The 22692-nt window shown below is 67.2% G+C and carries 23 protein-coding genes and 1 pseudogene; 15 read left to right on the top strand and 9 right to left on the bottom strand.

What is annotated here, in order from left to right:
• The 6 genes from ON21_RS14885 to ON21_RS14865 all read right to left on the bottom strand — a co-directional run.
• A partial coding sequence (locus ON21_RS14885; RefSeq protein WP_039798485.1) for a SulP family inorganic anion transporter occupies nucleotides 1-575 on the bottom strand: 575 nt, incomplete at its 3' end.
• Nucleotides 572-2491: a phosphoenolpyruvate carboxykinase (GTP) gene (locus tag ON21_RS14880; RefSeq protein ID WP_083880626.1), complete on the bottom strand. Its 1920-nt coding sequence runs from the start codon at nucleotides 2489-2491 to the stop codon at nucleotides 572-574. The genes ON21_RS14885 and ON21_RS14880, both read right to left, overlap by 4 nt.
• Nucleotides 2492-2494: 3 nt before the next feature.
• A complete protein-coding gene (locus ON21_RS14875) occupies nucleotides 2495-2824 on the bottom strand; it encodes an ArsR/SmtB family transcription factor (protein WP_039798506.1) in 330 nt (109 codons plus the stop codon).
• Nucleotides 2825-2949: 125 nt separating this feature from the next.
• On the bottom strand, nucleotides 2950-3603 hold the full coding sequence (locus ON21_RS14870) for a hypothetical protein (protein ID WP_039798483.1): 654 nt from the start codon (nucleotides 3601-3603) through the stop codon (nucleotides 2950-2952).
• Entirely contained in the window at nucleotides 3600-3758 is a 159-nt protein-coding gene (locus ON21_RS38415; RefSeq protein WP_157170842.1) for a putative universal stress family protein, read from the bottom strand. Before ON21_RS38415 ends, ON21_RS14870 begins: the two co-directional genes overlap by 4 nt.
• A 23-nt stretch (nucleotides 3759-3781) precedes the next feature.
• A complete protein-coding gene (locus tag ON21_RS14865; RefSeq protein WP_039798482.1) occupies nucleotides 3782-4711 on the bottom strand; it encodes a universal stress protein in 930 nt (309 codons plus the stop codon).
• Between the two features lie 303 nt (nucleotides 4712-5014).
• On the opposite strand from ON21_RS14865, the gene ON21_RS14860 reads away from it, so the two are divergent.
• From ON21_RS14860 to ON21_RS14850, 3 genes are all read left to right on the top strand, one after another.
• On the top strand, nucleotides 5015-5851 hold the full coding sequence (locus tag ON21_RS14860; protein ID WP_039798481.1) for an SDR family oxidoreductase: 837 nt from the start codon (nucleotides 5015-5017) through the stop codon (nucleotides 5849-5851).
• A 78-nt stretch (nucleotides 5852-5929) separates the two neighbouring features.
• A complete protein-coding gene (locus tag ON21_RS14855; RefSeq protein ID WP_039798480.1) occupies nucleotides 5930-6979 on the top strand; it encodes a 3-oxoacyl-ACP synthase III family protein in 1050 nt (349 codons plus the stop codon).
• Nucleotides 6976-7959 carry a hypothetical protein gene (locus ON21_RS14850; protein ID WP_051020812.1) on the top strand — a complete coding sequence of 328 codons (984 nt, stop codon included), beginning with the start codon at nucleotides 6976-6978 and terminating at the stop codon, nucleotides 7957-7959. Before ON21_RS14855 ends, ON21_RS14850 begins: the two co-directional genes overlap by 4 nt.
• Nucleotides 7960-8036: 77 nt before the next feature.
• Here the strand turns inward: ON21_RS14850 and ON21_RS14845 are convergent, their stop codons facing one another.
• Nucleotides 8037-9038 (bottom strand): helix-turn-helix transcriptional regulator, encoded by a 1002-nt coding sequence (locus ON21_RS14845; RefSeq protein WP_039798479.1) that lies wholly within the window; start codon nucleotides 9036-9038, stop codon nucleotides 8037-8039.
• Between the two features lie 62 nt (nucleotides 9039-9100).
• On the opposite strand from ON21_RS14845, the pseudogene ON21_RS40095 reads away from it, so the two are divergent.
• A pseudogene (locus ON21_RS40095) lies at nucleotides 9101-9658 on the top strand (DinB family protein); the annotation flags it as partial.
• A gap of 18 nt (nucleotides 9659-9676) precedes the next feature.
• Nucleotides 9677-10081 (top strand): RidA family protein, encoded by a 405-nt coding sequence (locus ON21_RS40090; protein ID WP_083880629.1) that lies wholly within the window; start codon nucleotides 9677-9679, stop codon nucleotides 10079-10081.
• An 84-nt stretch (nucleotides 10082-10165) separates the two neighbouring features.
• Here ON21_RS40090 and ON21_RS14835 read toward each other — a convergent pair whose 3' ends face one another.
• A complete protein-coding gene (locus ON21_RS14835; RefSeq protein WP_083880625.1) occupies nucleotides 10166-11335 on the bottom strand; it encodes a DUF3089 domain-containing protein in 1170 nt (389 codons plus the stop codon).
• Nucleotides 11336-11520: 185 nt separating this feature from the next.
• Complete coding sequence (locus tag ON21_RS14830; RefSeq protein WP_039798501.1) at nucleotides 11521-12945, bottom strand: serine hydrolase domain-containing protein; 1425 nt, start codon at nucleotides 12943-12945, stop codon at nucleotides 11521-11523.
• Between the two features lie 402 nt (nucleotides 12946-13347).
• Here ON21_RS14830 and ON21_RS14825 point away from each other — a divergent pair, with 402 nt between their 5' ends.
• The 10 genes from ON21_RS14825 to ON21_RS14780 all read left to right on the top strand — a co-directional run bounded on the left by ON21_RS14825 (nucleotide 13348) and on the right by ON21_RS14780 (nucleotide 22689).
• Nucleotides 13348-13572, top strand: coding sequence for a hypothetical protein (locus ON21_RS14825; RefSeq protein WP_039798477.1), 225 nt, complete (start codon nucleotides 13348-13350; stop codon nucleotides 13570-13572).
• The gene (locus ON21_RS14820; protein WP_039798500.1) at nucleotides 13572-13760 is read left to right on the top strand and encodes a hypothetical protein; all 189 of its coding nucleotides are present in this window, start codon (nucleotides 13572-13574) and stop codon (nucleotides 13758-13760) included. The genes ON21_RS14825 and ON21_RS14820 overlap by 1 nt, the downstream gene beginning before the upstream one ends.
• A gap of 365 nt (nucleotides 13761-14125) precedes the next feature.
• A complete protein-coding gene (locus tag ON21_RS14815; protein ID WP_051020816.1) occupies nucleotides 14126-14935 on the top strand; it encodes an MlaE family ABC transporter permease in 810 nt (269 codons plus the stop codon).
• 2 nt (nucleotides 14936-14937) lie between these two features.
• On the top strand, nucleotides 14938-15801 hold the full coding sequence (locus tag ON21_RS14810; protein ID WP_039798476.1) for an ABC transporter permease: 864 nt from the start codon (nucleotides 14938-14940) through the stop codon (nucleotides 15799-15801).
• Between the two features lie 8 nt (nucleotides 15802-15809).
• Nucleotides 15810-17264 (top strand): MlaD family protein, encoded by a 1455-nt coding sequence (locus ON21_RS14805; protein WP_039798475.1) that lies wholly within the window; start codon nucleotides 15810-15812, stop codon nucleotides 17262-17264.
• Complete coding sequence (locus ON21_RS14800) at nucleotides 17261-18283, top strand: MlaD family protein (RefSeq protein ID WP_039798474.1); 1023 nt, start codon at nucleotides 17261-17263, stop codon at nucleotides 18281-18283. The genes ON21_RS14805 and ON21_RS14800 overlap by 4 nt, the downstream gene beginning before the upstream one ends.
• Nucleotides 18280-19293, top strand: coding sequence for an MlaD family protein (locus ON21_RS14795; RefSeq protein ID WP_039798498.1), 1014 nt, complete (start codon nucleotides 18280-18282; stop codon nucleotides 19291-19293). The genes ON21_RS14800 and ON21_RS14795 overlap by 4 nt, the downstream gene beginning before the upstream one ends.
• Complete coding sequence (locus tag ON21_RS14790) at nucleotides 19293-20393, top strand: MCE family protein (RefSeq protein ID WP_039798473.1); 1101 nt, start codon at nucleotides 19293-19295, stop codon at nucleotides 20391-20393. The genes ON21_RS14795 and ON21_RS14790 overlap by 1 nt, the downstream gene beginning before the upstream one ends.
• On the top strand, nucleotides 20390-21514 hold the full coding sequence (locus ON21_RS14785; protein WP_039798472.1) for an MCE family protein: 1125 nt from the start codon (nucleotides 20390-20392) through the stop codon (nucleotides 21512-21514). The genes ON21_RS14790 and ON21_RS14785 overlap by 4 nt, the downstream gene beginning before the upstream one ends.
• Entirely contained in the window at nucleotides 21511-22689 is a 1179-nt protein-coding gene (locus ON21_RS14780; protein ID WP_039798471.1) for an MCE family protein, read from the top strand. Before ON21_RS14785 ends, ON21_RS14780 begins: the two co-directional genes overlap by 4 nt.
• Nucleotides 22690-22692: the final 3 nt, after the last annotated feature.

The following is a 22692-nucleotide window of genomic DNA, read 5'->3' as shown; positions in this document are numbered from 1 at the left end:
CGCCCTCCGGCCAGCACGGCCGCAGCGACCAGCAGCGCCGTCGCGAGCGTCGCGGGGTGCGGGTGCGCGATGTATTGCCGCACCGCGTCGAAGGCCGCCTGCCACACCTTCTCGCCCGCGGTGTGGGCGATGCCGAGGGCGGACGGAAACTGTTGCAGGGCAATGACCACGGCGATCCCCGCCGTGAAGCCCTCGATCACCGGAGCGGGCAGGTATCGAACTGCCCGGCCGACACCGGCGAGCGCGAGCACGATCAGCACAAGACCGGCCATCATCCCCACGGCCAGCACTCCGCCGCCGCCGTGCTGGTGGAAGATCGGCACCAGGACGACGGTCATCGCCCCGGTCGGTCCCGACACCTGGAACCGGGATCCGCCGAAGACCGCCGCCACCGCGCCCGCGATGACCGCGGTCGTCAGACCGGCGGCCGCACCCAAGCCGGAGCTGATGCCGAATCCGAGCGCCAGCGGCAGCGCGACCAGCGCGACCATGAGCCCGGACATGAGGTCCGCGCCGGGCGCGCGGACCGCCGGACTCCAGTCCGACCACGACGGTAGGAGTGCGCGCACGCTCATCGGGCGGCGGCCAGGCGCAGTTTCAATGCCGCGAGCTGTTCGCGCAGCGGTTCGGGCAGCCGGTTGCCGCCTATGGTGGCGTACCACTCGTCGATCGAGCGGGTTTCGCTCACCCATTCCTCGGTGTCGACGGCCAGCGCCTGCGCGGCCGACTCCCGGTCGCCGTCATCGAGCCCGGACAGATCGAGGGCGTCCACGGTGGGCACGTATCCGATGGGCGTCTCCACGGCCTCCGCGGTGCCGTCCAGGCGGTCGAGAGCCCATTTCAGGATGCGCACGTTGTCACCGAAGCCGGGCCACAGGAATCGACCTTCCTGGCTGCGGCGAAACCAGTTGACCTGAAAGATCTTCGGCAGCCGCGCACCCTCATGGCGCGCCATCGACAGCCAGTGCGCGAAGTAGTCGCCGACGTGGTAGCCCAGGAACGGCAGCATCGCCATCGGATCTCGGCGCACCACACCGACCGTGCCTGCGGCGGCCGCTGTGGTCTCCGATGACAGCACGGAGGCGGTGAACACGCCGTGGGCCCAGTCGAACGATTCGGCGACCAGAGGAATGGTGGTGGCGCGGCGGCCTCCGAAGAAGATCGCCGAGATCGGTACGCCGGTCGGGTCGTTCCACTCCGGCGCCACCGACGGGCACTGCTCGATCGGGGTGCAGTACCGCGAATTCGGGTGAGCGGCGGATGTCGGCGTTTCGGGGGTCCAGTCCCGTCCCTGCCAGTCGATCAGATGCGCGGGCTTGTCGTCGGTCAGGCCCTCCCACCACACGTCGCCATCGTCGGTGCGGGCGGTGTTGGTGAAGATCGAGTTGCCGACGTTCACGGTGGCGATCGCATTCGGGTTCGTGGCGGCCCCGGTCCCGGGGGCGACGCCGAAGAATCCGGCCTCGGGGTTCACCGCGTACAACCGGCCGTCGGCCCCGAAACGCATCCACGCGATGTCGTCGCCGACCGTTTCGGCGCTCCAGCCGGGCAGCGCCGGTTCCAGCATGGCCAGATTCGTCTTGCCGCACGAGGACGGGAACGCCGCGGCCACGTAGTGCGTATTGCCTTGCGGTGAGGTCAGTTTGAGGATCAACATGTGCTCGGCAAGCCACCCCTCGTCACGACCGATCACCGACGCGATACGCAGCGCGAAACACTTCTTACCGAGCAGCGCGTTTCCGCCGTATCCCGAGCCGTAACTCCAAATTTCCCGGCGTTCGGGAAAATGCGAGATGTACTTGGTCGTATCACACGGCCATGCCGCGTCGCCTCGGCCGGCGGCCAGCGGCGCGCCGACCGAATGCAGGCACTTCACGAAGGTCGTCTCGTCACCGAGCCGGTCCCACACCAGCGTGCCGGAGCGGGTCATGATCTGCATCGACACCGCCACGTACTCCGAATCGGTGATCTGCACACCGAATTTCGGGTCCTCGGCATCCATCGGGCCCATGCAGAACGCGATCACGTACATCGTTCGCCCCGCCATGGCCCCGCGGTAGTGCTCGGTCATCACCGTGCGCATGTCCAGCGGGTCGACCCAGTTGTTGGTCGGGCCCGCGTCCGTCTTGTTCTCCGAGCAGATGAACGTGCGATCTTCGACCCGCGCCACATCGTCAGGATCGGAGATACACCAGAAGGAGTTCGGCTTCGCGGTCAGGGGCACGAACGTTCCCTTGTCCACCAGCAGGCCGGTCAGCCGGTCCCATTCCTCCCGCGACCCGTCGCAGAACACGATGGCCTCCGGCGCGGTGAGCTCGGCGACTTCCGCGACCCACGCCAGGATCCCCTCGTGCGTGGTCGGTGCCGAGGAGTTGGCGGGGGCGATGGGACGGGTCACGGTGGATCTCTCCTTTATGAAGATACAAGGTGATAAGTTTAGAAAATCTGCAATCAGTGGTCGTGTCTGTATCCCGATGGGTGACTTGCGCATCGGTTACGCGGGCTCTTCCAGGGCTTCGGCTTGTCCGGTGACGACGCCGGTGAGGATGGCGCGGGCGGTGGCGAGTAGTTCGGCGATCTCGGGGGAGGCGAGTTCGTAGGTGACCGACAAGCCCTCGCGACGGGCTGTCACCAGGCCCGCCCGGCGCAGAATGGACAATTGCTGCGACAGGTTCGCTGCCTCCACGCCGATCTCGGCCAACATCTCCGACACCGCGTGCTCACGCCGGCTGAGCAGTTCCAGAACGCGGATACGGACAGGGTGGCCCAAGGTTTTGAAGAAGTCGGCCTTCATCTGGTAGAGCGGCCTGCTCAGTCCCGGCATGGCGGCCACTCCCTTCTCCTGATGGGGCCGGTCCGGTGATGGTCACCAGACCCTTTGTTTGCGAAGTTTAGCAAACAGTATAATCCGGTGAACGACGCCTATCTGCGTGCGCGGATTCGGTGGTCTCATGCCTGTACGTGTGCCGCGGACCCCGAGCGTCGGTGTGCGTGCTGCTCGGCGCGCTGTTCGATGCCGTGCAGCATCCTGCGTTCCATCACGAGGCTGCCCGGCTCCATGACGAGTCGGTAGACCCGGCGGGTCAGGGGCGAGGCGCCGGTGCGCGCGATGCGGTTGCGGCTCACCAGCCGGGTGCTCTCTCCTGCCGGATACAGCCCGAATGCCCAGACCCAGCGGCCGTCATCCGAGGCGAAGACCAGCCCGCGTTCGGGTTCGATGGCCGCGACGCGCATGCGCGGGCCCGACTTCCCGAGCGCGAAGGTATCGCCGACGGTGAGGTTCTGGAACTGCGGCAGGATCCGGTCCGCACTGTGCATGTCGAGGCCGAGCAGATTTTCGATCCAGTCGTAGGTGTAAGCGCCGCCACGGCCGGGTCCCAGCTGAACCAGCCACGGCCAGATGGCGTCGGCACCGGTGTCGATCGTGATCGCCCGGGTCGTGACGATGTCGGCGTCGACCAGCAACTCGTCGCCGGGCATCGTCCGCGCGATCTCGTCCGCCGTGGCTCCCCAGGTCGAGGATCTGCTGCACCAGTAGGCACCGTAGACCGCGAGGCCGGTGAGGGCCGATGCACAGGTCGCGGCAAACACAGTTCTTTTCATGGCAGATCCACGGCATGCACGATCATCAGCCCGCGGTCGCGCTGCGAGGCGGTCTCGGCGGCCCTTTGCACGGCCGGGTCGGAGTTCTCGGAACCACCGGCGACGCCAGCAGACGATGCCAGGTGGTGAATGGTGCCGGTGTCAGAGGTGGACATACGTGGTGTGTCCCTTCGGGATGTCAGTCGCGCTCTGGTGCGGGGTGGACGACCACGACGGGGCAGGACGCGTGCTGCACCAGGTTGTTCGCCGTGGAGCCGAGCAGCAACCCTGCGAAACCGCCGCGACCGCGGCTGCCCACGACGAGCAGCTGCGCCTCCTTCGAACGCGACAGCAGGTGCGCGGCGGGGGCCGCCATCTCCACCTCGCGGATGACGCGCACGCCGGGGTACTTCTCCTGCCAGCCGGCCAGTCGTTCGGCGAGAATCGCGCGCTCGATGTCCTCGCGCACGGCGTCGAGCCGGCCGGCTTCGCCGCCGAACCGGCTGGAATCCCAGTCGCTCCAGACGTGCACGGCGACCAGGTCCGCATCACGGGCGGCCGCCTCCGCGAATGCCGCCGCGATAGCGGATTCCCCGACCGGACTGCCGTCCACACCGAGGACCACCGGGCCCGAGCGATGGACCGCTGCCTGCGTGTCGGGGTCGGTGCGCACGACGATCACCGTGCCCTCCGCGTGTGCGGTCACAGCCAGCAATGTAGAGCCGAGATGTGCCGATGTCCCTGAGTCGCCGGTCGCGCCGAGGACCACCGCGTACGCCTCGCGGCTGTGGTCGATCAGCAGTCGTCTGCCGGTGTCGGTGGAGGAACGCGTCGAAATGGGCAGGTCCGGCGCCACCGAAAGCGCCAGTTTCTCGGCGCGGGTGAGCATTTCCTTTCCCTGCCTGCGGACGGCGTCGACCACCGACGGCACCAGGACCTCGTAGTCACCGAGTACCCAGCTGGTGCCGACCAGGTCGAGTCCGTGCACGATCTCGAGTTGGCGTCCGCGGTCGGCGGCGAATTGCGCCGCCCAGCGCAAGGCCGTCCACGAACCCTCCGAACCATCCACGCCGACGACTACTTTGGCACCGGCCACATGATGCGGGTCGTCGAATTGCTGTTGGCCCATGGAACTCTCCCTACCCTGATCAGGACGTGCCTCGGCGGGCACCTCCGAAGCGTACGACCGGTGCAACGGTCTTCGGTGCGGCTGATCGTCACTTCGGGTGGGGCCGAAAGACCATGCCGCGAGGGTGGGAACGGGTCCCCGCAGTCTCCCGCATCCGGTCTCCACGCTGACGGCACTCATCGTTGCGAGTGGTCGAAATGCGAGGGTGATAGGCGAACCCGGTAGGTGTGGCGGCGGAATTCCCGATGCGGATGACTCGTGTCAGCAATCTCCTAGGAAACTTCTGTGGCAGGGTGGTCCACTGTGCAGACAATCCTGATCACGGGGGCGACATCGGGTATCGGACTGGAGTCGGCTCGGCAGTTGGCGGCGCAAGGGAATCGGCTCGTCTTGGTCGGGCGGAATCCGGAGAAGCTCTCCGCGGCGGCGAAGCTGGTCCGGGGCGCGGGGGCGGCGGGAGTCGACACACTGGAATGCGATTTCGCGTCGCAGTCGTCGGTCCGGCAGCTGGCCAAGGAGATTCTGGCCGGGTACGAGCGGCTGGATGTGCTGGCGAACAACGCGGGCGGCTACCACAAGACCCGAAGCGAGACCGTGGACGGCATCGAGGCCACGTTCGCGGTCAATCATCTGGGTGGTTTCCTGCTCACCGAACTGCTGACGGACCTGATGGTGCGCAGCGCCCCGTCGCGCATCGTGTTCACCTCGTCGGTCATGCAATTCGGCGCGACCATGGATTTCGCGGATCTGGAATTCGCCAAGGGTTATTCGGGAGAAAGGGCCTACAGTCGCTCCAAACTGGCGAACATCCTGTACACGCGGGCGCTGGCGCGGCGGCTGGAAGGAACCGGGGTAACGGTCAATGCCTTCCACCCCGGTGCGGTCGCGACCGGAATCTGGGATTCCATGCCGTGGTTCGGACAGCCCTTCGTGGCGCTCGCCAAGCGATTGTTCATGATCTCCGCCGCCGAGGGGGGACGAGCACTGACGTACCTCGCCACCGACCCCGAAGTCGCCGCGGTCAGCGGCTGCTACTTCCAGAACAACCGCGTCAAGGCTCCGTCGCGTCTCGCCCAGGACGACGCGCTCGGGCAGCAGCTGTGTGAAGTCAGCGCGACCTTGGTCGGGCTCACCGGGTAGGCGCACCTACCACCAGCGACAACCTTGTCGCGAAGCGACACGACAATCGACGCCGACTGAAGCGGAAAGCAGGGGAGCATGCTTCGTACTCGTTTCGAGTCGATCGGCGCGTACACGCCGACGACCGTCCGCTCCACCGAAGATCTGATCGCCGAGCTGGCTGTGCCGCGGTCGTTGGATCTGGAGCGCATCACCGGGATCAAGAACCGTCGCGTCTACGACTCGGATCCGGACCGGTACGAATCGTCCTTCGAGCTGGCGTTGCACGCGATCGAGGACTGTCTGTGGCATTCCGGCTATCGGGCCGACGAGCTGGACGTCGTCATCTCGGCCTCCATCACGCGTACTCGCGGCGCGGGAATCTTCTGCTACGCACCCTCTTTCGCGCTCATGCTCGGCAATGCGATCGGCGCGAACGCGGCTCGGCACTTCGATGTCTCGAACGCCTGCGCCGGGATGATCACCGGAGTGATGGTGCTCGATCGCATGATCAAGGCCGGCGCGGTGCGCAACGGCCTGGTGGTGAGCGGGGAGCAGATCACGCCGATCGCCGAGACGGCGCTGCGCGAGATCAGCAAGCCCTACGACCCGCAATTCGCGGCGTTGACGGTCGGGGACGCCGCGGTCGCGGTGGTGCTCGACGGCCGTGGCGACGACGACGACGAACTGCACTACGTCGAGTTGATGACCGCGGCCGACGGCGCCGAGCACTGCATCGGGATGCCCAGCGACCGCACCGGCGGCATCGCGATGTACACCGACAATCGCGCCATGCAGAACGAAGCCCGCTACCGGCAGGGCATCGACCGCATGGCCGACTTCCTCGCCGAGACCGGACGTACCTGGGAGAGCGAGAAATACGACTACTGGATTCACCATCAATTCAGCGCGCCCGCCATCGAGTACATCTCGGATCTGACCGAACGGCATTTCGGCACACCGATGCCGCAAGCCCTCAACGTGCTGCACGACTACGGCAATACCGCGTCGACCTCTCATTTCCTGGTCCTGCACGAGCACCTCGCGCGGCAGAAGATCCCGAAGGGATCGAAAATCCTCATGATCCCCGCGGCATCGGGAATCGTCTCCGGATATCTCGCCGCGACCATCTCGCGTTTGGCGGCATGAGCATGGCGACGACGATCGTCTCGGCCGCGACGAACCGCGACATCGACACCGGCAGTTACCTCGAACTGGCCACTCGCGCGGCACGGACCTGCGTCGAGCGCTCCGAGGTCGGCCTGCACGAGATCGGGATGCTGATCAACACGGGTGTCTTCCGGGACAGCAACATCTCCGAGCCCGCGGTGTCGGCCCTCATCCAGAAGCGGATCGGTCTCGGGCTCACGTATGCGGCCGGGCGCGTCCCGGTGCTGTCCTTCGACCTCATGCACGGTGCCTGCGGCCTGCTGCACGCCATCGCGACGGCGGACACCTTCCTCGCCACCGGCACGGTTCGGTACGCGTTGCTCGTCGCGGGCGACGCCCATCCTTCGACCGAGCGCGATGTCGCCGAATTCCCCTACAGCGCCGACGGCGCCGCCCTGTTGCTCGGAACTTCGCCTACCGCAGGGGGATTCGGACGCCTGCACACGCGCGACACCACCGGCCCGGTCGAGCCGATCGCCTGGGTGCCGCTGAACGATGTCGGCGCCGCAGGCCGTAGCGCGATCCGCGTTCGTACCGGTGCGGAGGACCGGGTGGACTCGGCGACCGCGGTAGTACGTGCCTGTCTGGACTCCGAAGGGCTCGACGGCCGTGACTTCGCCGAAGGCCGCGCACTGCTGCTGGCTCCCGACCAGGCCGCCGACTTCCGCGCCCGTTTGGCCGACGCGCTCGTCATCCCGGCGCGGTCGGTCGTCGGTTTCGATGCCTGCGTCGGAGATCCCTACACTGCCGGGCCGGTGCACGCCTATCTCCATGCACTGGCAGCGGGCCTGCTCGACACCGCACAAACCGTGGTCTTCCTCGCAGTGGACGGCGCATCGGCAGCCTGCCTGACCTACCGTCCGCGGTCGACGTCGCGCGCGGGCAGACAAGCGGACTGCCGAACCATGCGAGCCGGGACACCGACAGGCCCCGGCCCTGCTGCCCTCGCTCGGCAGTAGAACGCCCGCGGACCGCCGTGAGCGCCCCCGACCGATCGGTCCCGTGGGCTCGCGGCGATCGTGCGGACGCGATGGGCTCAGGAATCCCCGATGCCGGGCGCCGGCGCGATTTTCGCACCGGCCGACAGCAATTTCTCGGCCAGCGCGCGGCTGCGGTGCGCGAGGTCGGGAGGGTCGAGGATTTCGAAGTCGTGCCCGAGCAACAGCATGTGCACGAGCACGATGTCGAGGCTGTGGTCGGCTCCGCTGCGAACCTCGCAGCGATCGCTGCCGCACGGTAGTACGGCGGCGGCCGAGGCCGGGATCTGCGCGCGCACCGTCTCGGCGGAGGCGTGCACCAAGAAGCGGGCCCGCAGCGGGTAGACCCGGCTCGCCACGCCTTCCTGCACGTAAGCCGCCGCCTCGGGCGCCGCGCGCGGGCGGAAGCGCCAGGTCCGTGCGGCCACCTCCGTCATCCGGTCGACGCGGAAGCTGCGCCAGTCGTCGCGGTCGAGGTCGAAGGCCAGCAGGTACCAGCGCCGGTCGGAGGAGACCAAGCGGTAAGGCTCGACCCGTCGCCGTCGCACCTGTTCTCCTGCGGGGTAGTCGAAACCGGCCTCGACCTCGTCGCGGCAGGCCCTGGCCAGAGTCATCAGCACGTCGGGGTCGATCGGCGGCTGGCCTCCGCCGAAGGATTCCACCGAGCCGGAGAGTGCCTGCACTTCGTGCCGCAACCGGGTGGGCAGGACCCGGTCGAGCTTGGCCAGCGCCCGGAGCGCGGCGTCCTCGGTGCCCGCGACCGCGGCGCCGGCGCCGCCGAGGAGCGAGACCGCGGTGACGATGGCCTCCTCGTCGTCGAGGAGCAGCGGCGGCAGCTCCTGTCCGCGGCCGAGCTGGTAGCCGCCGCCGATACCGTGGCAGGCGTGTACCGGATAGCCGAGCGTGCGCAGGCGCTCGACATCGCGCCGCACCGTGCGCGGCGTGACGCCCAGCCGCGCGGCGAGCTCGGGCCCGGTCCAGACCTGGCGTTGCTGGAGCAGTCCGAGCAGGGTGAGCACCCGCTCGGTCGTGCCCCGCTCGCCACCGCTCCCCGTCTCCATGTCGCTCAGCTTGCCAGAAGCAGCGGACCGATTCTGTCCGCTAGGGGTGCCAGGGTGGCGGCATGGACGCAGACGCACTCGACTGGAACAGGACACTGCGCGAGCAGTGGGAAGCCCACTGGAATCATCAGCTACGGGACCGGCTGCACGGCCTCACCGACGAGGAGTACTTCTGGTCGCCGGTACCGGACGCATGGAACGTGCGGCCGCGCGGCAGTTCGACGGCGCCCGTGCAGGCCGGGGCCGGGGACTTCACGATCGACTACGCCTTCCCGGAGCCCGTCCCCACGCCGTTCACCACGATCGCCTGGCGACTCGGTCACGTCATCGTCGGCGTGCTCGCCGCGCGCAACGCGACCCACTTCGGCGCGCCCGCCGCCTCGTACCAGACCTGGGAGTACGCGGGCGACGCGGCCACCGCGCTCGAACAGCTCGAAGCCCAGCTCGACATCTGGCTGACCGGAGTGCGTGCTCTCGGCGAGGACGGCCTCCGGGTCCCGATCGGCCCGGACGAACCCTTCCCGGAGGCCTCGATGGCAGATCTGGTCCTGCACATCCACCGTGAGCTGATCCACCACCTGTCCGAGGTCTGCCTGCTCCGAGACCTCTACCTGCACACCGACGCCGTCAGGAAGCCCATGACCACGAATACGACCCGCCTCGACCCCGAAGAACTGCACCGCAACCCGGCCTTCACGCAGGGCGTGATCGCACCCGCGGGACGGACGCTCTACGTCGGCGGTCAGCTCGGTACCGACAGCACGGGCGCACTGCTCGATGGCTTGGAAGCGCAGACCGTGCAGGCCATGCGCAACGTACTGACCGTGCTGGCGGCTGGGAACACCGGTCCGGAACACGTCGTCAAACTCACGATCTACCTCGTCGACGCGGCCGACGCGCAGGCGGGATACGCGGCGGCGCGAACAGTGTGGGGCGACCACCGCACCGCCATCACGGTCGTCTCCACCGCGGGACACGCTCGGCCCGGCGCGCTCGTGGAGATCGATGCGATAGCGGCCATCCCCGAAGAGCCGCGCTCGTGATCCGCCGCCCGGTCCGCATCGCCGCGCGGTTTCGGGTGCCGGGCCTCGAGTAGGGCCGGGTCGGGAGACCGACGGCTTCGGTGTTCAGCGGTGCGCGGCGCCGATCTGGGACGCGACGATGCGGACCAGATCGCCCAGTGCGATCTCCACGTCCGTGAGATGCAGGCCCCAGGTCGCGTCGGGGACGGCATACAGCTCGGGGCCGCCCGGTTCCGGCGTCGCCAGCAGCGCCGTCGCGTCGCCGTCGCGCACACACCGGAGCCGGTACTTCTCGGCCGGGACCAGCCACGGGGTCGGCGCGGCGACGGCGGACGGTCCGTGGCGAAGCGCCAGTTCGGCGCCGAGTGGGCTGGGCACGGGGCCGGTACGGAGCACGGTGGTCGCGACGCGGGATTCATTGTCGCGCAACGAGGTCGGATTGGTGCAGGCGACCTCGTAGTCCGGGCCGTACGGATGAGGCAGCGGCTCAGGCGTCGTCGGGTTGCGGCCGAACCGGCTGTCCGGAGGCGGGGTCGCGCCGAAGGTCTGCCAGGCCAGGACGCACCGTGTCTGCTGCTCGCTGCGGCACAGCGGCAGGTACTGGAAATCGCCGCCGACGTCGCCGTGCTTCGGCACCACCACGTTGCCACCCAGCAGGATCGCCGACAGGATCCGGTCGCGCACCGCCTGCTGCGGCTCGATCTCCTCCCGGATCAGTTGGCGCAGCATCCGCGCACCCTGCGAATGCCCGACAAGCACTACCGGCCTGCCGCTTTCGCGCTCGGAGCGGAACTGCCGCCATGCGCGCAGGACGTCGTCGTACGCGATGCGCGCCATGTCGGCGCGCTGCTCGGGCGAATATGCCCGTTCCCGCGCCAGCGCGGTGATGGTCCGTTGCCGGTACACCGGGGCGAATACCTGACAGACCTGGGAGAATCGGGCGGCCTGCTGCTCGGCCACCGCCCGCACCTCGCGGGTCACCGCGGTATCGGAGTTGGGCGTCGGCTCCAAGGACACCGTCGGGTACACATAGAAGCAGTCCACCCCGGTATCCCCGGCCGGCGCTGGATCCTCGCGCGCATCGGGTTGTCCCGCTTGCCGCACCGTGGTCGCCGAGTTGCCTCGGCACGGGTCGTCCGCTCGATCCGGCCTGCACAACCACACGACACCGGTCTCACCGGCCGGGTCCGCCGCCGCACTCACCGACGATCCCGCCAGCAGCCCGACTCCGCACACGACGGATGCCACCGCCCGCCGCCACCGACTGTCCCGCATCGCGCATACCTCGCTCTTCCGCGCCCGACCGCTGCGGCCGGCCCCACCACACAGGACGGCCGTTCGGGCACCTTCGACGGCGTCAGCCTAATGGCGAACACGCCTGCTGCGACCCGAGATCGGCTCATGCACGCCGCACCCCGGCGGCGGAGACATCCCTCCTGGCGGCGGACGGCATCGAGATTTCAATCCCGCCGGGTGAGGCGGCCGCCGCCGTTGCGGAAACGCGCTCGGCCATCGCGAATCTCGTGGTAGGAGACGAGCAGTAGCCGCAGGTATCCGTCGAACGTCTCGAGCGGATATCCGGCGGGCGCGAAAAGGCCGGGCCGGACCGGCACGTAGCGCTGCGGAGGGGCGGCGGTCATACCTCCGGCGAATTCGGTGAAGATCCGCTCCTGCGATGCGTCCGCCGGTTCGTAGGTCACGCGCTCCTCGAGTTGACCGTCGACGACATCGACGTCGACGCGCAGCTGATCGGAACGATAGGTGCCCACGTAGGGCGTGAGATCGATGTCCTGTGCCGATTCGGTGATCAGGGCGGGTATCCGGACACCGAGATGTTCGCTCAGCAGCCATCGCAGGATCTGGTCGTGCAGCATGATCGCCCCGGGGGTGTTGCCGAAGGCGGTGAACACCAGGTCGTATTCGGGCACGACGCACAGGATGGACACGCCGCCGGGCGACGCGCCCGACATCGCCAGGACGGTCGTGTCGCCGAACGGGTACCGCACCCAACCCAGGCCCATCGGCGGCACGTTCGGGGTGGCCATGTCGTGCGAGATCTGCTGCATCAGCGCGGTCGACCCGGCCGAGAGCACGCGCGTGCCGGAGGGGGACACGCCGCCCGCCAGGTGGGTGCGCCCGAAGGCGAGCAGGTCCGCGACGGTGCCGATCGGCGTCCCGCCGGCCGGTCCCCAGGTGTCGGGCAGCGTGAACATGCCGGTGGGCCTGGCCGCCATGGTGTCCGGGTCCGGGAAATGCCCGATCGCGGTGCTGCGCAGCATCGCCCGTTCGGCGGAAGTGCTGGAGTTCGTCATGCCGACGGGTGCGTAGACGTCGCGCTCGAGCAGATCGGGGAAGGACAGCCCGGTCACCACCTCCAGCAGACGGCCCGCGACGATCATGCCGCCGTTGGAGTAGCTGAGCTGCTCGCCGGGCTCGAACAGGACACCGCAATTGCTCGCCAGGCCCTCGACGTAGATCCGCAGGGCGTCGCGCCCTTTCGCATCGGGGAAGAACAGGTCCGCATCGATGCCGTTGGTATGCGAGATCAAGTGCCGCACCAGGATTTTGTCCGCCGCGCCCGGCGCGGTGAGGGCGAACTCGGGCAGGTACCGCACCACCGGCGCGTCGAGATCGAGAAGACCCCGCTCGACCTGCTGGAGGACCAGCGTGGTGGTCAGTACTTTGGTCACCGAGCCGAAGAGGAAGCCGGTGTCCTCGCGCATCGGCGCCCCGGTGGCGATGTTCGCGGTGCCGTGGGCGACGACGATCTGCTCACCGGCGTGGTAGACGCCGGCGACGAATCCGGGGACCTCGTTGGACGCGCAGTAGGCGGCGGCCTGCTCGCGCATCCGGGCTTCGACGGTGTGCAGTGCGTTGTTGGTCATGCCGACCACCCTCCAACCTTGCCCTGGGGGCAAGGTCAAGGCCGAACGGCGGAGTGCGGCGCAGCTCGGCCTCGCGGGCTGCGTGGAGGGCTCGCGGTCCAGGTGGCCCACCACTGCCATCGGGCTGCGTCGACGCGTAGGGCGGTTCAGTCGACATCTACAAATGTGGAGAATGTGCATCAACATGACAAGGATGGACCGCTGGCGCATCGGTCCTATGACCTGCTCATATCGGTGATATCAGTCCATATTGCTCGTCAACCCTTCCGTATACGCGAGAATATCGACTAACATACGGCTCGGGTCGCGTCGACCGGTGCGTGCGATTGGGCACTTCCCTTCCGGTGGTGTCCACGGTTCGTGGGCCGCGGCGTGGATCGAAGCGAAAGGATGCATCGACGCATGCTCAAAAAGCTGGACCGAATACTCGGCTACGAGATGAAGCTCTCGGAGTTCCTCGGGACTCTGATCATCATCGGCGTTCCCTACGGCTCGGCCGGGGTGATCTGGACTCTCACGCACACCGGCCATCTGCGCGATATGCACGGCATCGATCTGCTGATGTCGTTTCTGGGATCGATCGTGTGCTGGCCCGTGCTGACCTTCTCGAATGTGTGCATGACCTGATGATGGCTCTGGTGTGGCTCATCGACGTTCTCGTGATCGTGGTGAAGATCCTCGGTGGGCAGATGAAGGTCAATCCCGTGCTCCGCTTCGGGCTGTGGGTGGCCGTACTCAGTCTTTTCCTGGCCGGCTGCGCGGTGCTCGTCGCACTCGCGATGCTGTTGCAACGTTGGCTGGAAGCCCTCTCCTAGTGGCTCGCCGGGTCGGCTCCGACTCGGATGCAGTGAAGAATGGGCGATTACTTACTGTTCGGATGTGTTGTTCGATGATGTAGCCTGTTCGCATCTTCGCATGTAGACGCAGTACAGATCGATCCTGCTGCATACTGCGTCGCGTCGCATGCGAGCCACGTGTCACCCAATGGGTGGAATAGTCAATAACTTATAACTTGTCTGGCCGCTGTGAGGTGTGCAACACTTCACACGCTCCGCGCCATCGAGGGGGCGGCCGCCGGCGCGGTGGACGAGAAATCGGAAAGGAACGGCTACCGGTGACTGCCTCGCTGCGAACGCCAGCCGACAAGCAACCGCCACTGGAACCGGGCGAGCTCGGGAAGATGATCGACAGCGCCTCGGGGTTGTGGCGGCGCCATCCCCAGCGGTCGCTGGAAACGCTGGGCAGGCAGGTCACTCTGGGCCGCGAAGCGGTTGTCCAGCTGTTCGTCTCACTCGTGCGGGGACGATTCCCCTACCGGGAATTCATCAAACAGTGCGCTTTCATGGCCAACGTGTCGGCGGCGCCGACGGTGTTCGTGGCCATCCCGATCGCCGTCGTGGTCTCGATTCAGGTCGGCGCACTCGTGAATCAAGTCGGCGCAACGACATTCATCGGCGCGGTAGCGGGGCTGGGCATCATCCGCCAGGGCGCACCGCTGGTGTCGGCGTTGATGGTCGCCGGTGCGGTCGGTTCGGCGATCTGTGCCGATCTGGGATCGCGGACCATCCGGGAAGAGATCGACGCGATGATGGTGATGGGCGTCGACCCGGTACGCCGCCTGGTCGCGCCCCGGCTCGCGGCGGCGGTACTGGTGAGCGTCCTGCTCTGCGGCTTCGTCGTTTTCGTCGGATTCGCGACGGCGTACATGTTCAACGTCTACGCCCAGTCCGGGACGCCCGGCTCGTTCATCAGCTCGTTCGCGTCCTTCGCGGTGGCGAACGACCTGATCATCGCCTTGGTCAAAGCCGCGATCTTCGGAGTGCTGACCGCGGTCATCGCCTGCGATATCGGCTTGCACGCCCACGGCGGCCCCGGCGGTGTCGCGAACGCGGTGAACTCGGCGGTGGTCAGCTCGGCGCTGATGTTGTTCGCCACCAACATCATTCTGACCCAGCTGTACAACACGCTCTTCCCGGCGAAAGTGGTGTGAGCATGGCGAGCAGCTACACACCCCCGGCGCTGCGGCCATTGCACGCCGCAGGGAAAGCCGCGCTGGCGCCCGTGCACGCCAACCAGCGTGTGGGACATCAGGCCATCACGTTCTTCCAAGCGCTGATCGCCATCCCGTTCGTCCTGAAGCACTACCGCCGTGAGGTGGCGCGGCTGACGGCCGATATCGGCTGGGGCAACGGCTCGCTCATCGTGGGCGGCGGCACGATCGGTGTGGTCGTCATCCTGTGCGCGTTCGGCGGCATCATCGTCGGCATGGAGTCGTTCACGGCTCTGAATCTGCTGACGATGTCCCCGCTCACCGGAGCGATCTCCGGGTTCGCCACCACCCGGGAACTCGCACCGATCCTGGCCACCTTGGCCTTCGCCATCCAGGCGGGATGCCGGTTCACCGCTCAGCTGGGCTCGATGCGGATCTCCGAGGAGATCGATGCGCTGGAGTCCATCGCGATCCGCCCGCTGCCGTATCTGATCAGCACCCGCATGATCGCCTCGACGCTGACCATCATTCCGCTCTACAGCATCGGTCTGGCCACCGCCTATCTGGCTACCAAGATCACGGTGCTGTTCCTGGGCGGGACGGCCGCCGGCACCTACGATCACTACTTCTTCCAGTTCCTGATCGGCCCGGACGTCTTCTTCTCCCTGCTCAAAGTAGTGGTGTTCGTGATGCTGTCGACGTTCATCCAGTGCTATTACGGCTACGTCGCCACCGGTGGCCCGGAAGGCGTCGGGGTAGCGGCCGGGCGTGCCATCAAGATGGTGATCGTCGTGATGGTGTTCGCGAATCTCTTTCTCACGTTGACGATCTGGGGCATCGATCCCGGGTTCCGGATTTCGGGGTAAGGCCGACGATGATTCTTGACCCGAGTGGTCGCGGACCGACCGCAAGGCAGTTGACCCTGGCCGGGTTGGCGGTGCTGACGACGGTCGCGGTCCTGTTGTATCTGCTCGCGCTGCGCTACACCGGCTACTTCGAGGACAAAGTCCCGGTGACCGTGGTGCTCACCAGCACGGGAGACGGCTTGCCCGGCCGGGCGGACGTCAAGTTCCGCGGCATGGTCGTCGGCCGGGTGGCCGCGGTGGACGTGGTGGCGAGAGGCGCCAGGCAGCAGGCGCGCGTGGATTTGAAACCCGGTGTGGCCGAGACGATTCCGGTGAACGTGACCGCCCGGGTCATCCCGAACAACCTGTTCGGCGTCACCGCGATCGAATTCGTCGACAACGGCCCGGAACCGAAGACGTTGCGCGCCGGTGCGACCATTCCGGAGGACACCAGCAGCGAGACGGTGGCGTTGCAGACGACGTTGAACGTGCTGCGCAACGTGCTGGAAAATATTCAGCCCGAGAAATTGGGCCGGGTACTGGCCACTCTCGCGGCGGCGCTGGATCCCGCGGCGCGCGCGCCCGGATCGACCGTGGAGCGTTTGGACAACTGGCTGACCGAGATCCGGGCGACGCCCGGGATCGACGCGCTGCTCGGCGATCTCGGGCGGGCATCCATCGCGTTGAGCCAGTCCGCTCCCGAGCTGGTCGGGGTGCTGTCGGAGTCGGTGACCACCGCGCGCACGCTGGCCGAACGACGGTCCGAGCTCATCGACCTGCTGGCCACCGGTAACGCGACGGTCGACTCGGTCAACGCGCTGTTCGCCCGCAACCCCGACGCGGGCAAGTTCCTGGTTTCCGGCCTGGACGATCTGTTCGGCGGCTTGGCCAGGGATCCCGAGGCCATCCCGTACACCGCCGCGAATCTGAACGTGGCGCTGCAACGGCTGGCGACCACGTTCCACTTCGGCCCGGCCGAACAGATGGTGTGGAAGATGGATGTCTCGTTCACGCCCTTCCAGCAGTACACGGCGAAGGACTGCCCGCATTACGGCGACCAGTACGGTCCCCGCTGCGGAGGAGTCACGGTGCCCGAGGTGGCGCCGGAGCAGAACTACCCGCCGCAGCTGATGCCGAAGTGGCTCGACGCGGCAGGGCCCGCACCCGCACCGGTCGCGCCCGCACCGCTGGGCGCCATGGGTCTGGTGCTGCCCGGCCTGCCCGCGATACCCGGTCTCCCGTTCATCCCGGGTCTGCCGTCCATCCCGGGTCTTTCGCCGGCGCCGAACACGGTGCCGCCCACCGAGCCGGACCCGCAGACTCCAGGCGTCCCGGCGCAGCCGATCGCGCTGCGCGGATCCGACGCCGTGGCGGCGATCGTCGGAGCACGGCCCACCATGGCCCAGTACCTGCTGCTGAGTCCGGTGCTGGCGGGCGGATCGGTCACCGTGACCGAGGCCGACCAAGGAGGGCCGCGCCGATGAAATCAGGAAAAGCGCTGGCGGGATTCAGCGTGTTCGCGGTGCTGGCGATCGCACTCACGGTCACCATCTGGTCCACGTTGCAGCGGTCGGTCGCCGGGGACACCCAGCGCTATTCGGCGGTGTTCTCCGATGTGCTGGGGCTGCGCGTCGGTGACGACGTGCGCATGGCCGGCGTGCGGGTCGGGCGGGTGGACAAGATCGATTTCACCGACGGCTACCGTGCCGAGGTCGAGTTCCGGATCGATGCGCGCCAGCATCTCACCACCACGACGAAGGCGCTGGTGCGCTATCAGAACCTGATCGGACAGCGCTATATCGCCCTGGCGCCGGGCAAGGAAGCGGGCACCGTCGTCGCGGCGGGCGCGCGGATTCCGCTGGAGCGAACCGAGCCGTCGTTCGACGTGTCCGCGTTGTTGTCCGGCTTCGAGCCGTTGTTCAGCGTGCTGCAACCCGATCAGGTCAATTCCCTGTCCGAGACGTTGATCCAGGCCCTGCAAGGAAACCAGGTGTCGCTCAGCAGCCTGATCACCCAAGCCGCGGATCTGGCGGGCACTTTCGGGCAGCGGGACGAGATCCTGGGGGAGGTCCTGAGCAACCTGAGCTCCGTGATCGGCGGCCTGGCCAATCGTAGCGGCGAGCTGGAGACGCTGCTCACCCAGGCCAGGGCGCTGGTCGAGGCGCTCTACTCGCAAGGCGAGAGTCTGAAGCAGTCGGTGGACCGCGTCGCGCACACGACCGACTCGCTGACCCAGCTGATCATGCAGGTCAAGCCAGGTTTGTCGAAGGCGCAGAACGATGCCACCACAGGTGTGGCATTGCTGCTGCTCAACGGCGCTTCCTTGGACCGGGCTGCGGTCGAACTGCCCGCCGTCCTCAACGGCGTCGCGCGCTTCACCAGCAACGGCGCCTACGGCAACGCGTATTTGTGCAGCCTCGACGTGTCGTTGTGGGGCGTGCTGTTGCCTCCGGGACTGTTCTCCCAGGTGGGCGGCAACTCGCATTCGGAGGTGTGCCGATGAGCAAGCGCATTCCGTGGCCGGGCTTCCTGCGGAACCGGTATCTGCGACTCGGTCTGATCGCCGCCGCGACGGTGGCCGCTCTGTTGATCGGCTCCAGTGTCCTGACCCAGGCCCGGTTGGGCGACAAAATGATGCACGCCGAATTCGCCCAGGCCGCGGGTTTGCGCCCCGGTGCGACGGTGGACGTGTCGGGAATCGAAGTGGGTGCGGTGCGCGCGGTACGTCTCGAAGGCACCAAGGTCGTGGTCGATCTCAAAGTGCGTCGCGATCTCCGTCTCGGCCCCGACGCGCGTGCGGCCATCAAGATGTCGACGATTCTCGGCCGCCTGCATGTGGATCTGGTGCCCGGTGACGGAAAGGGACTGCCGGGCAATCGCATCCGCATCGAGAACACGTCGGTGCCGTACAACCTGAGCAAGGTTATCCAGGACCCGAAGTACAAGAACTCCTTCGAACGCATCGAACGCCTCGATCCGCAGAAGCTACGCCAGGCGCTCGACCTGGTCGACCAGCAGATGGGGGATTCCCCGCAGCTGGCGGTCCAGGCGCTCGACAGCATCGGCGCGCTCGCCAAGGTCGTGACCGATCGCCGCGACGAAGTGGACTCGCTGCTGAAGAGCATGGACCAGGTGTCCCAGCTGGTCTCGGACAACCAGAACAGCGTGCTGTTGTTGCTGACCCGCGGCGAGGCGATCGGCAACGCCGTCCAGAAGCGGCAGGAGTTGCTGAAGCAGTTGCTCGACAACGTCGCGGCCCTGTCGAGGTTGCTCCAAGAGATGGGGCTGGAGAACGACGGCCGGCTCGCGCCGCTGATCCACGACCTGAACACCATGTCGGAGGGGTTGGTGAAGAACCGCGACAATCTGGACCGGCTCTACGAGAACATGCCCATCGCCTTGCGGCAGTTCAACAACGCCGTCGGCAACGGGCCGTACGGCGACGTCTGGGCGCCGTGGTTCTTCCCGGACAACTGGCTGTGCTTCGCTCGAGCCGTACAGGGGTGCAATTGATGAGAACACGACGATTCGCGCAGTTCGGCGTGCTGATCACGGCCGCGCTGGTCACCGCGAGTTGCGCGCTCGTACCCGACAGCCTGACCTCGCTGCCGAGGCAGTACCTCGGCGAGCACATCCGCATCAGCGCGGATTTCGAGAACGTCGCCGGGCTGTACGCGGGCAACGAGGTCGCGGTGCTGGGCGTTCCGGTCGGCCGAGTCGACACCGTGGAGGCCAAGGGCAGCTACGTCCAGGTCACCATGAGCCTGGAAGAGGGAACCAAGGTCCCGGCCGATGCCATCGCCGCCTTGGTGTCGCCACAGCTGATCACCAATCGCCATGTCGAACTCGCCCCCGCGTACAGCGGGGACGGGCCGGTGCTGACCGACGGGACGCACATCCCGCTGGCCAGGACGCGGACACCGGTCGAACTCGACCGCATTCTGCAGAACTTCGACCAACTCGGGGCCGCGCTCAAAGGCGACGACCAGAACGGGCCGATGGCCAGCCGCGTCCTGTTCCCGCTCCTGGACAGCAACGGCGACAAACTGCGCGCGACCTTGGACGCGCTGTCCTCGGCGTTCGAGGTGACCTTCGCCAACAAAGACCAGATCTCGAACACGATCATCAAACTCAACGAGATCACTCAGATCATCGCCCAGAACGACCAGACGGTGCGTGATTTCAGTGGCCGCCTCACCGAATTGGTGCAGTTGCTGGGTGATCAGGCGCCCGGCCTGCAGGCGGTGCTACAGCAGTTGGACCGTTTCGTCACCAACACCGCCACGCTGGTCGGCGAGAACTCCGATCAGCTCGCGGGTGCGCTGGAGCGATTCACCACCATCACCGAGCAGATGCGGGCCAACGCCCGCGGCCTCACCGAGATCGTCGACGTCGGGCCGTTGCTGTTCGAGAACTTGTCCAACGCCGTCAGCCGGGAACATCAAGCGCTGCGCCTGCACGCGCTGACCGACAAGGTCCTACTCGACAACGAGGTGGTGTCGCAGTTCTGCGAGCGCATCCAGATGCGCCTGGATGGCTGCCGCACCGGGAAGGTCCAGGACTTCGGACCCGACTTCGGCCTCACCGCCGCACTACTGGGGATTTCGAAATGATCGGCACGAACCCGCTTCGACGCACCGCGGTGGCGGCCGCGCTGGTCGCGGTGATGGGCACCGCGACCGGCTGCGGCGTGACGGTGGCGAACCTGCCGATGCCCAAACCCGGCATCGGCGCCCCCGGTTACACCATTCGCGCTGCCTTCCGCGACGCGCTCAATCTGCCCGACCACGCCCACGTGAAGATCGGCGGAACCGATATCGGCGTCGTCACCGCGATCAGCACGACCAACTTCATCGCGGAGGTGGAAATGCTGATCAGGGAAGACATCCAGCTGCCACGAGGTACCACCGCGGAGCTGCGTCAGGCGACGCCGCTCGGTGACATCTTCGTGGCGATGACCTTGCCCCCGACGACAGCGGGCGGCGATGATCTGCGCGCAGGCGACGTCATCGGCACCGAGCACACCTCGGCAGCCGCGTCCGTCGAGCAGCTGATGATGTCGGTCGCGATGCTGATCAACGGCGGCGGCATCAACCAGGCCGCGAAGATCACCTCCGAGATGGATTCGATGTTCGCAGGCCGCGCACCGCAACTGGCGCACCTGCTCAGCGAACTGACCAATGTCATCGCCGCGTTGAATCAGCGCACCGGCGACATCGACAGCGTCCTGACCGGCCTCAACGTGCTCACCGGGGAATTGGCGAGGCGGAAAGCCGAACTGGGCGACGCCGCGGATACCTTCCCGGGTCTGCTGGCTCTGCTCACCGAGAACAACCAGTCCATCGTGGATCTGCTCGACAAAGTCTCCACCACGATGACCGCGCTCGGCGATTTCACCGAGACGACCGGCCCGCAGGCGGTGAGCCTGTTCGACAGCATCCAGCGGTTGATGGCCGGCTTCACCCAGATGGGCGACGACTTGGGCGGAACGTTGAACGGCCTGCACACCCTGTACCCCTCGCTGATGGCGAGCCTGGACGGTCCCGCCCTGGCCGTCGCGGCGACGGTGTCCTATCTCAGTGTCGGGGCACTGACCGATCCCAGCGGCAGCAGGCTGCCCGAGATCGGCGACGTGCCCGCGTTCATCGGCAGTTTGGCGCAGGTGATCGAGAAGGTGATCGGCCGGGTCACCAGTCCGCCACAGCAAGCTCAGCAGCAAGGAGGAGGCCGATGAATCCCCCCTTGTGGCGATGGCTGGTACGCCGCCGCGTCGCGGTCGCGAACTTCGGATTGATCGTGGTGCTGGTCCTCGGCGCGGCCTATCTCGGCGCCGAGGTCCTGCGGTTCGATCCGCTGCGCGACGACTACACGGTGACCGTGGAGTTGCGGTCGTCCGGCGGCTTGTCGGCGGGCAACGACGTCACCTTCCGCGGCACCAGGGTCGGCCGGGTCCGCGAGGTGAAAGTCGCGGGCAGCGGCGTCGCGGCGGTGGCCCAGATCGACTCCGCGGCGAAGATCCCGGTGGGCGGCACGGTCGCCGTCGGCCGGTTGTCGGCGGCGGGCGAGCAGTACCTGGACTTCCGCCCGGATTCCGACACCGGCCCGTACCTCACCGACGGGGCGTTGGTGGAACGCTCCCAGACGACCGTCCCGGTGACCGTGCAGTCGGTGCTGACCAATCTCAGCGGCTTCATCGGGGGATTGAACCCGGACCGGTTGAACGTCATCGTCGACGAGCTCGACAAGGCGCTGGCCGGTGGCCCCGACCAATTGCGCAACATGGTGTCGGGCATCAGCCGCGCCATGGCCGGGTTGACCGATCTGCTGCCGCAGACACGACAGCTGATCGAGAACCTGGAAGTGATCGCGGAGACGACCTCGCATGCGCAGCCGGACCTCGCGACGCTCACGCGCACGGGCGGCGTGCTGTTCGAGCAGCTGACCGCGGCGGATCTGGAAGTACGTCACCTCCTGGACGAAGGGCCCGCGCAGCTCGGCACTCTCGGCGGCTTCATATCCCGCACCCAGGACCCCATCACGAACCTGGTGACGAACTTCGTCGCGATCACCAAGGCGGCAAAGCTGCGCACCCCTGCGATCGAGGCGCTGTTCCCCGCGCTGCGGGTCGGTTCGCAGGCGCTGGGCATCCCCGCCCACGACAACGCCTTCTACACGCTGGTCGACATCTGGCCGCGCCCCACCTGTGAATACGACACCATCCCCGTGGTGCCCACCGACAAGATGACCGACAACCGGGTCCGGCTCTACAACTACTGCGTCACCGACGACCCCGCCCTGCAGGTGCGTGGTTCGGCGAACGCGCCACGTCCCGCCATCCCGGACAACGGGGCCAACCGGCCGCCGGGCGTCCATGGCGACGAACTGTCCCGCCCGGTCCCCGGCAACTAGGAG

The organism is Nocardia araoensis NBRC 100135, assembly GCF_000308435.1.
In the GTDB taxonomy this organism is placed as follows: domain Bacteria; phylum Actinomycetota; class Actinomycetes; order Mycobacteriales; family Mycobacteriaceae; genus Nocardia; species Nocardia araoensis.
The sequence above is the reverse complement of the archived record's forward strand: the minus strand, read 5'-3'. Positions and strand labels throughout refer to the sequence as shown.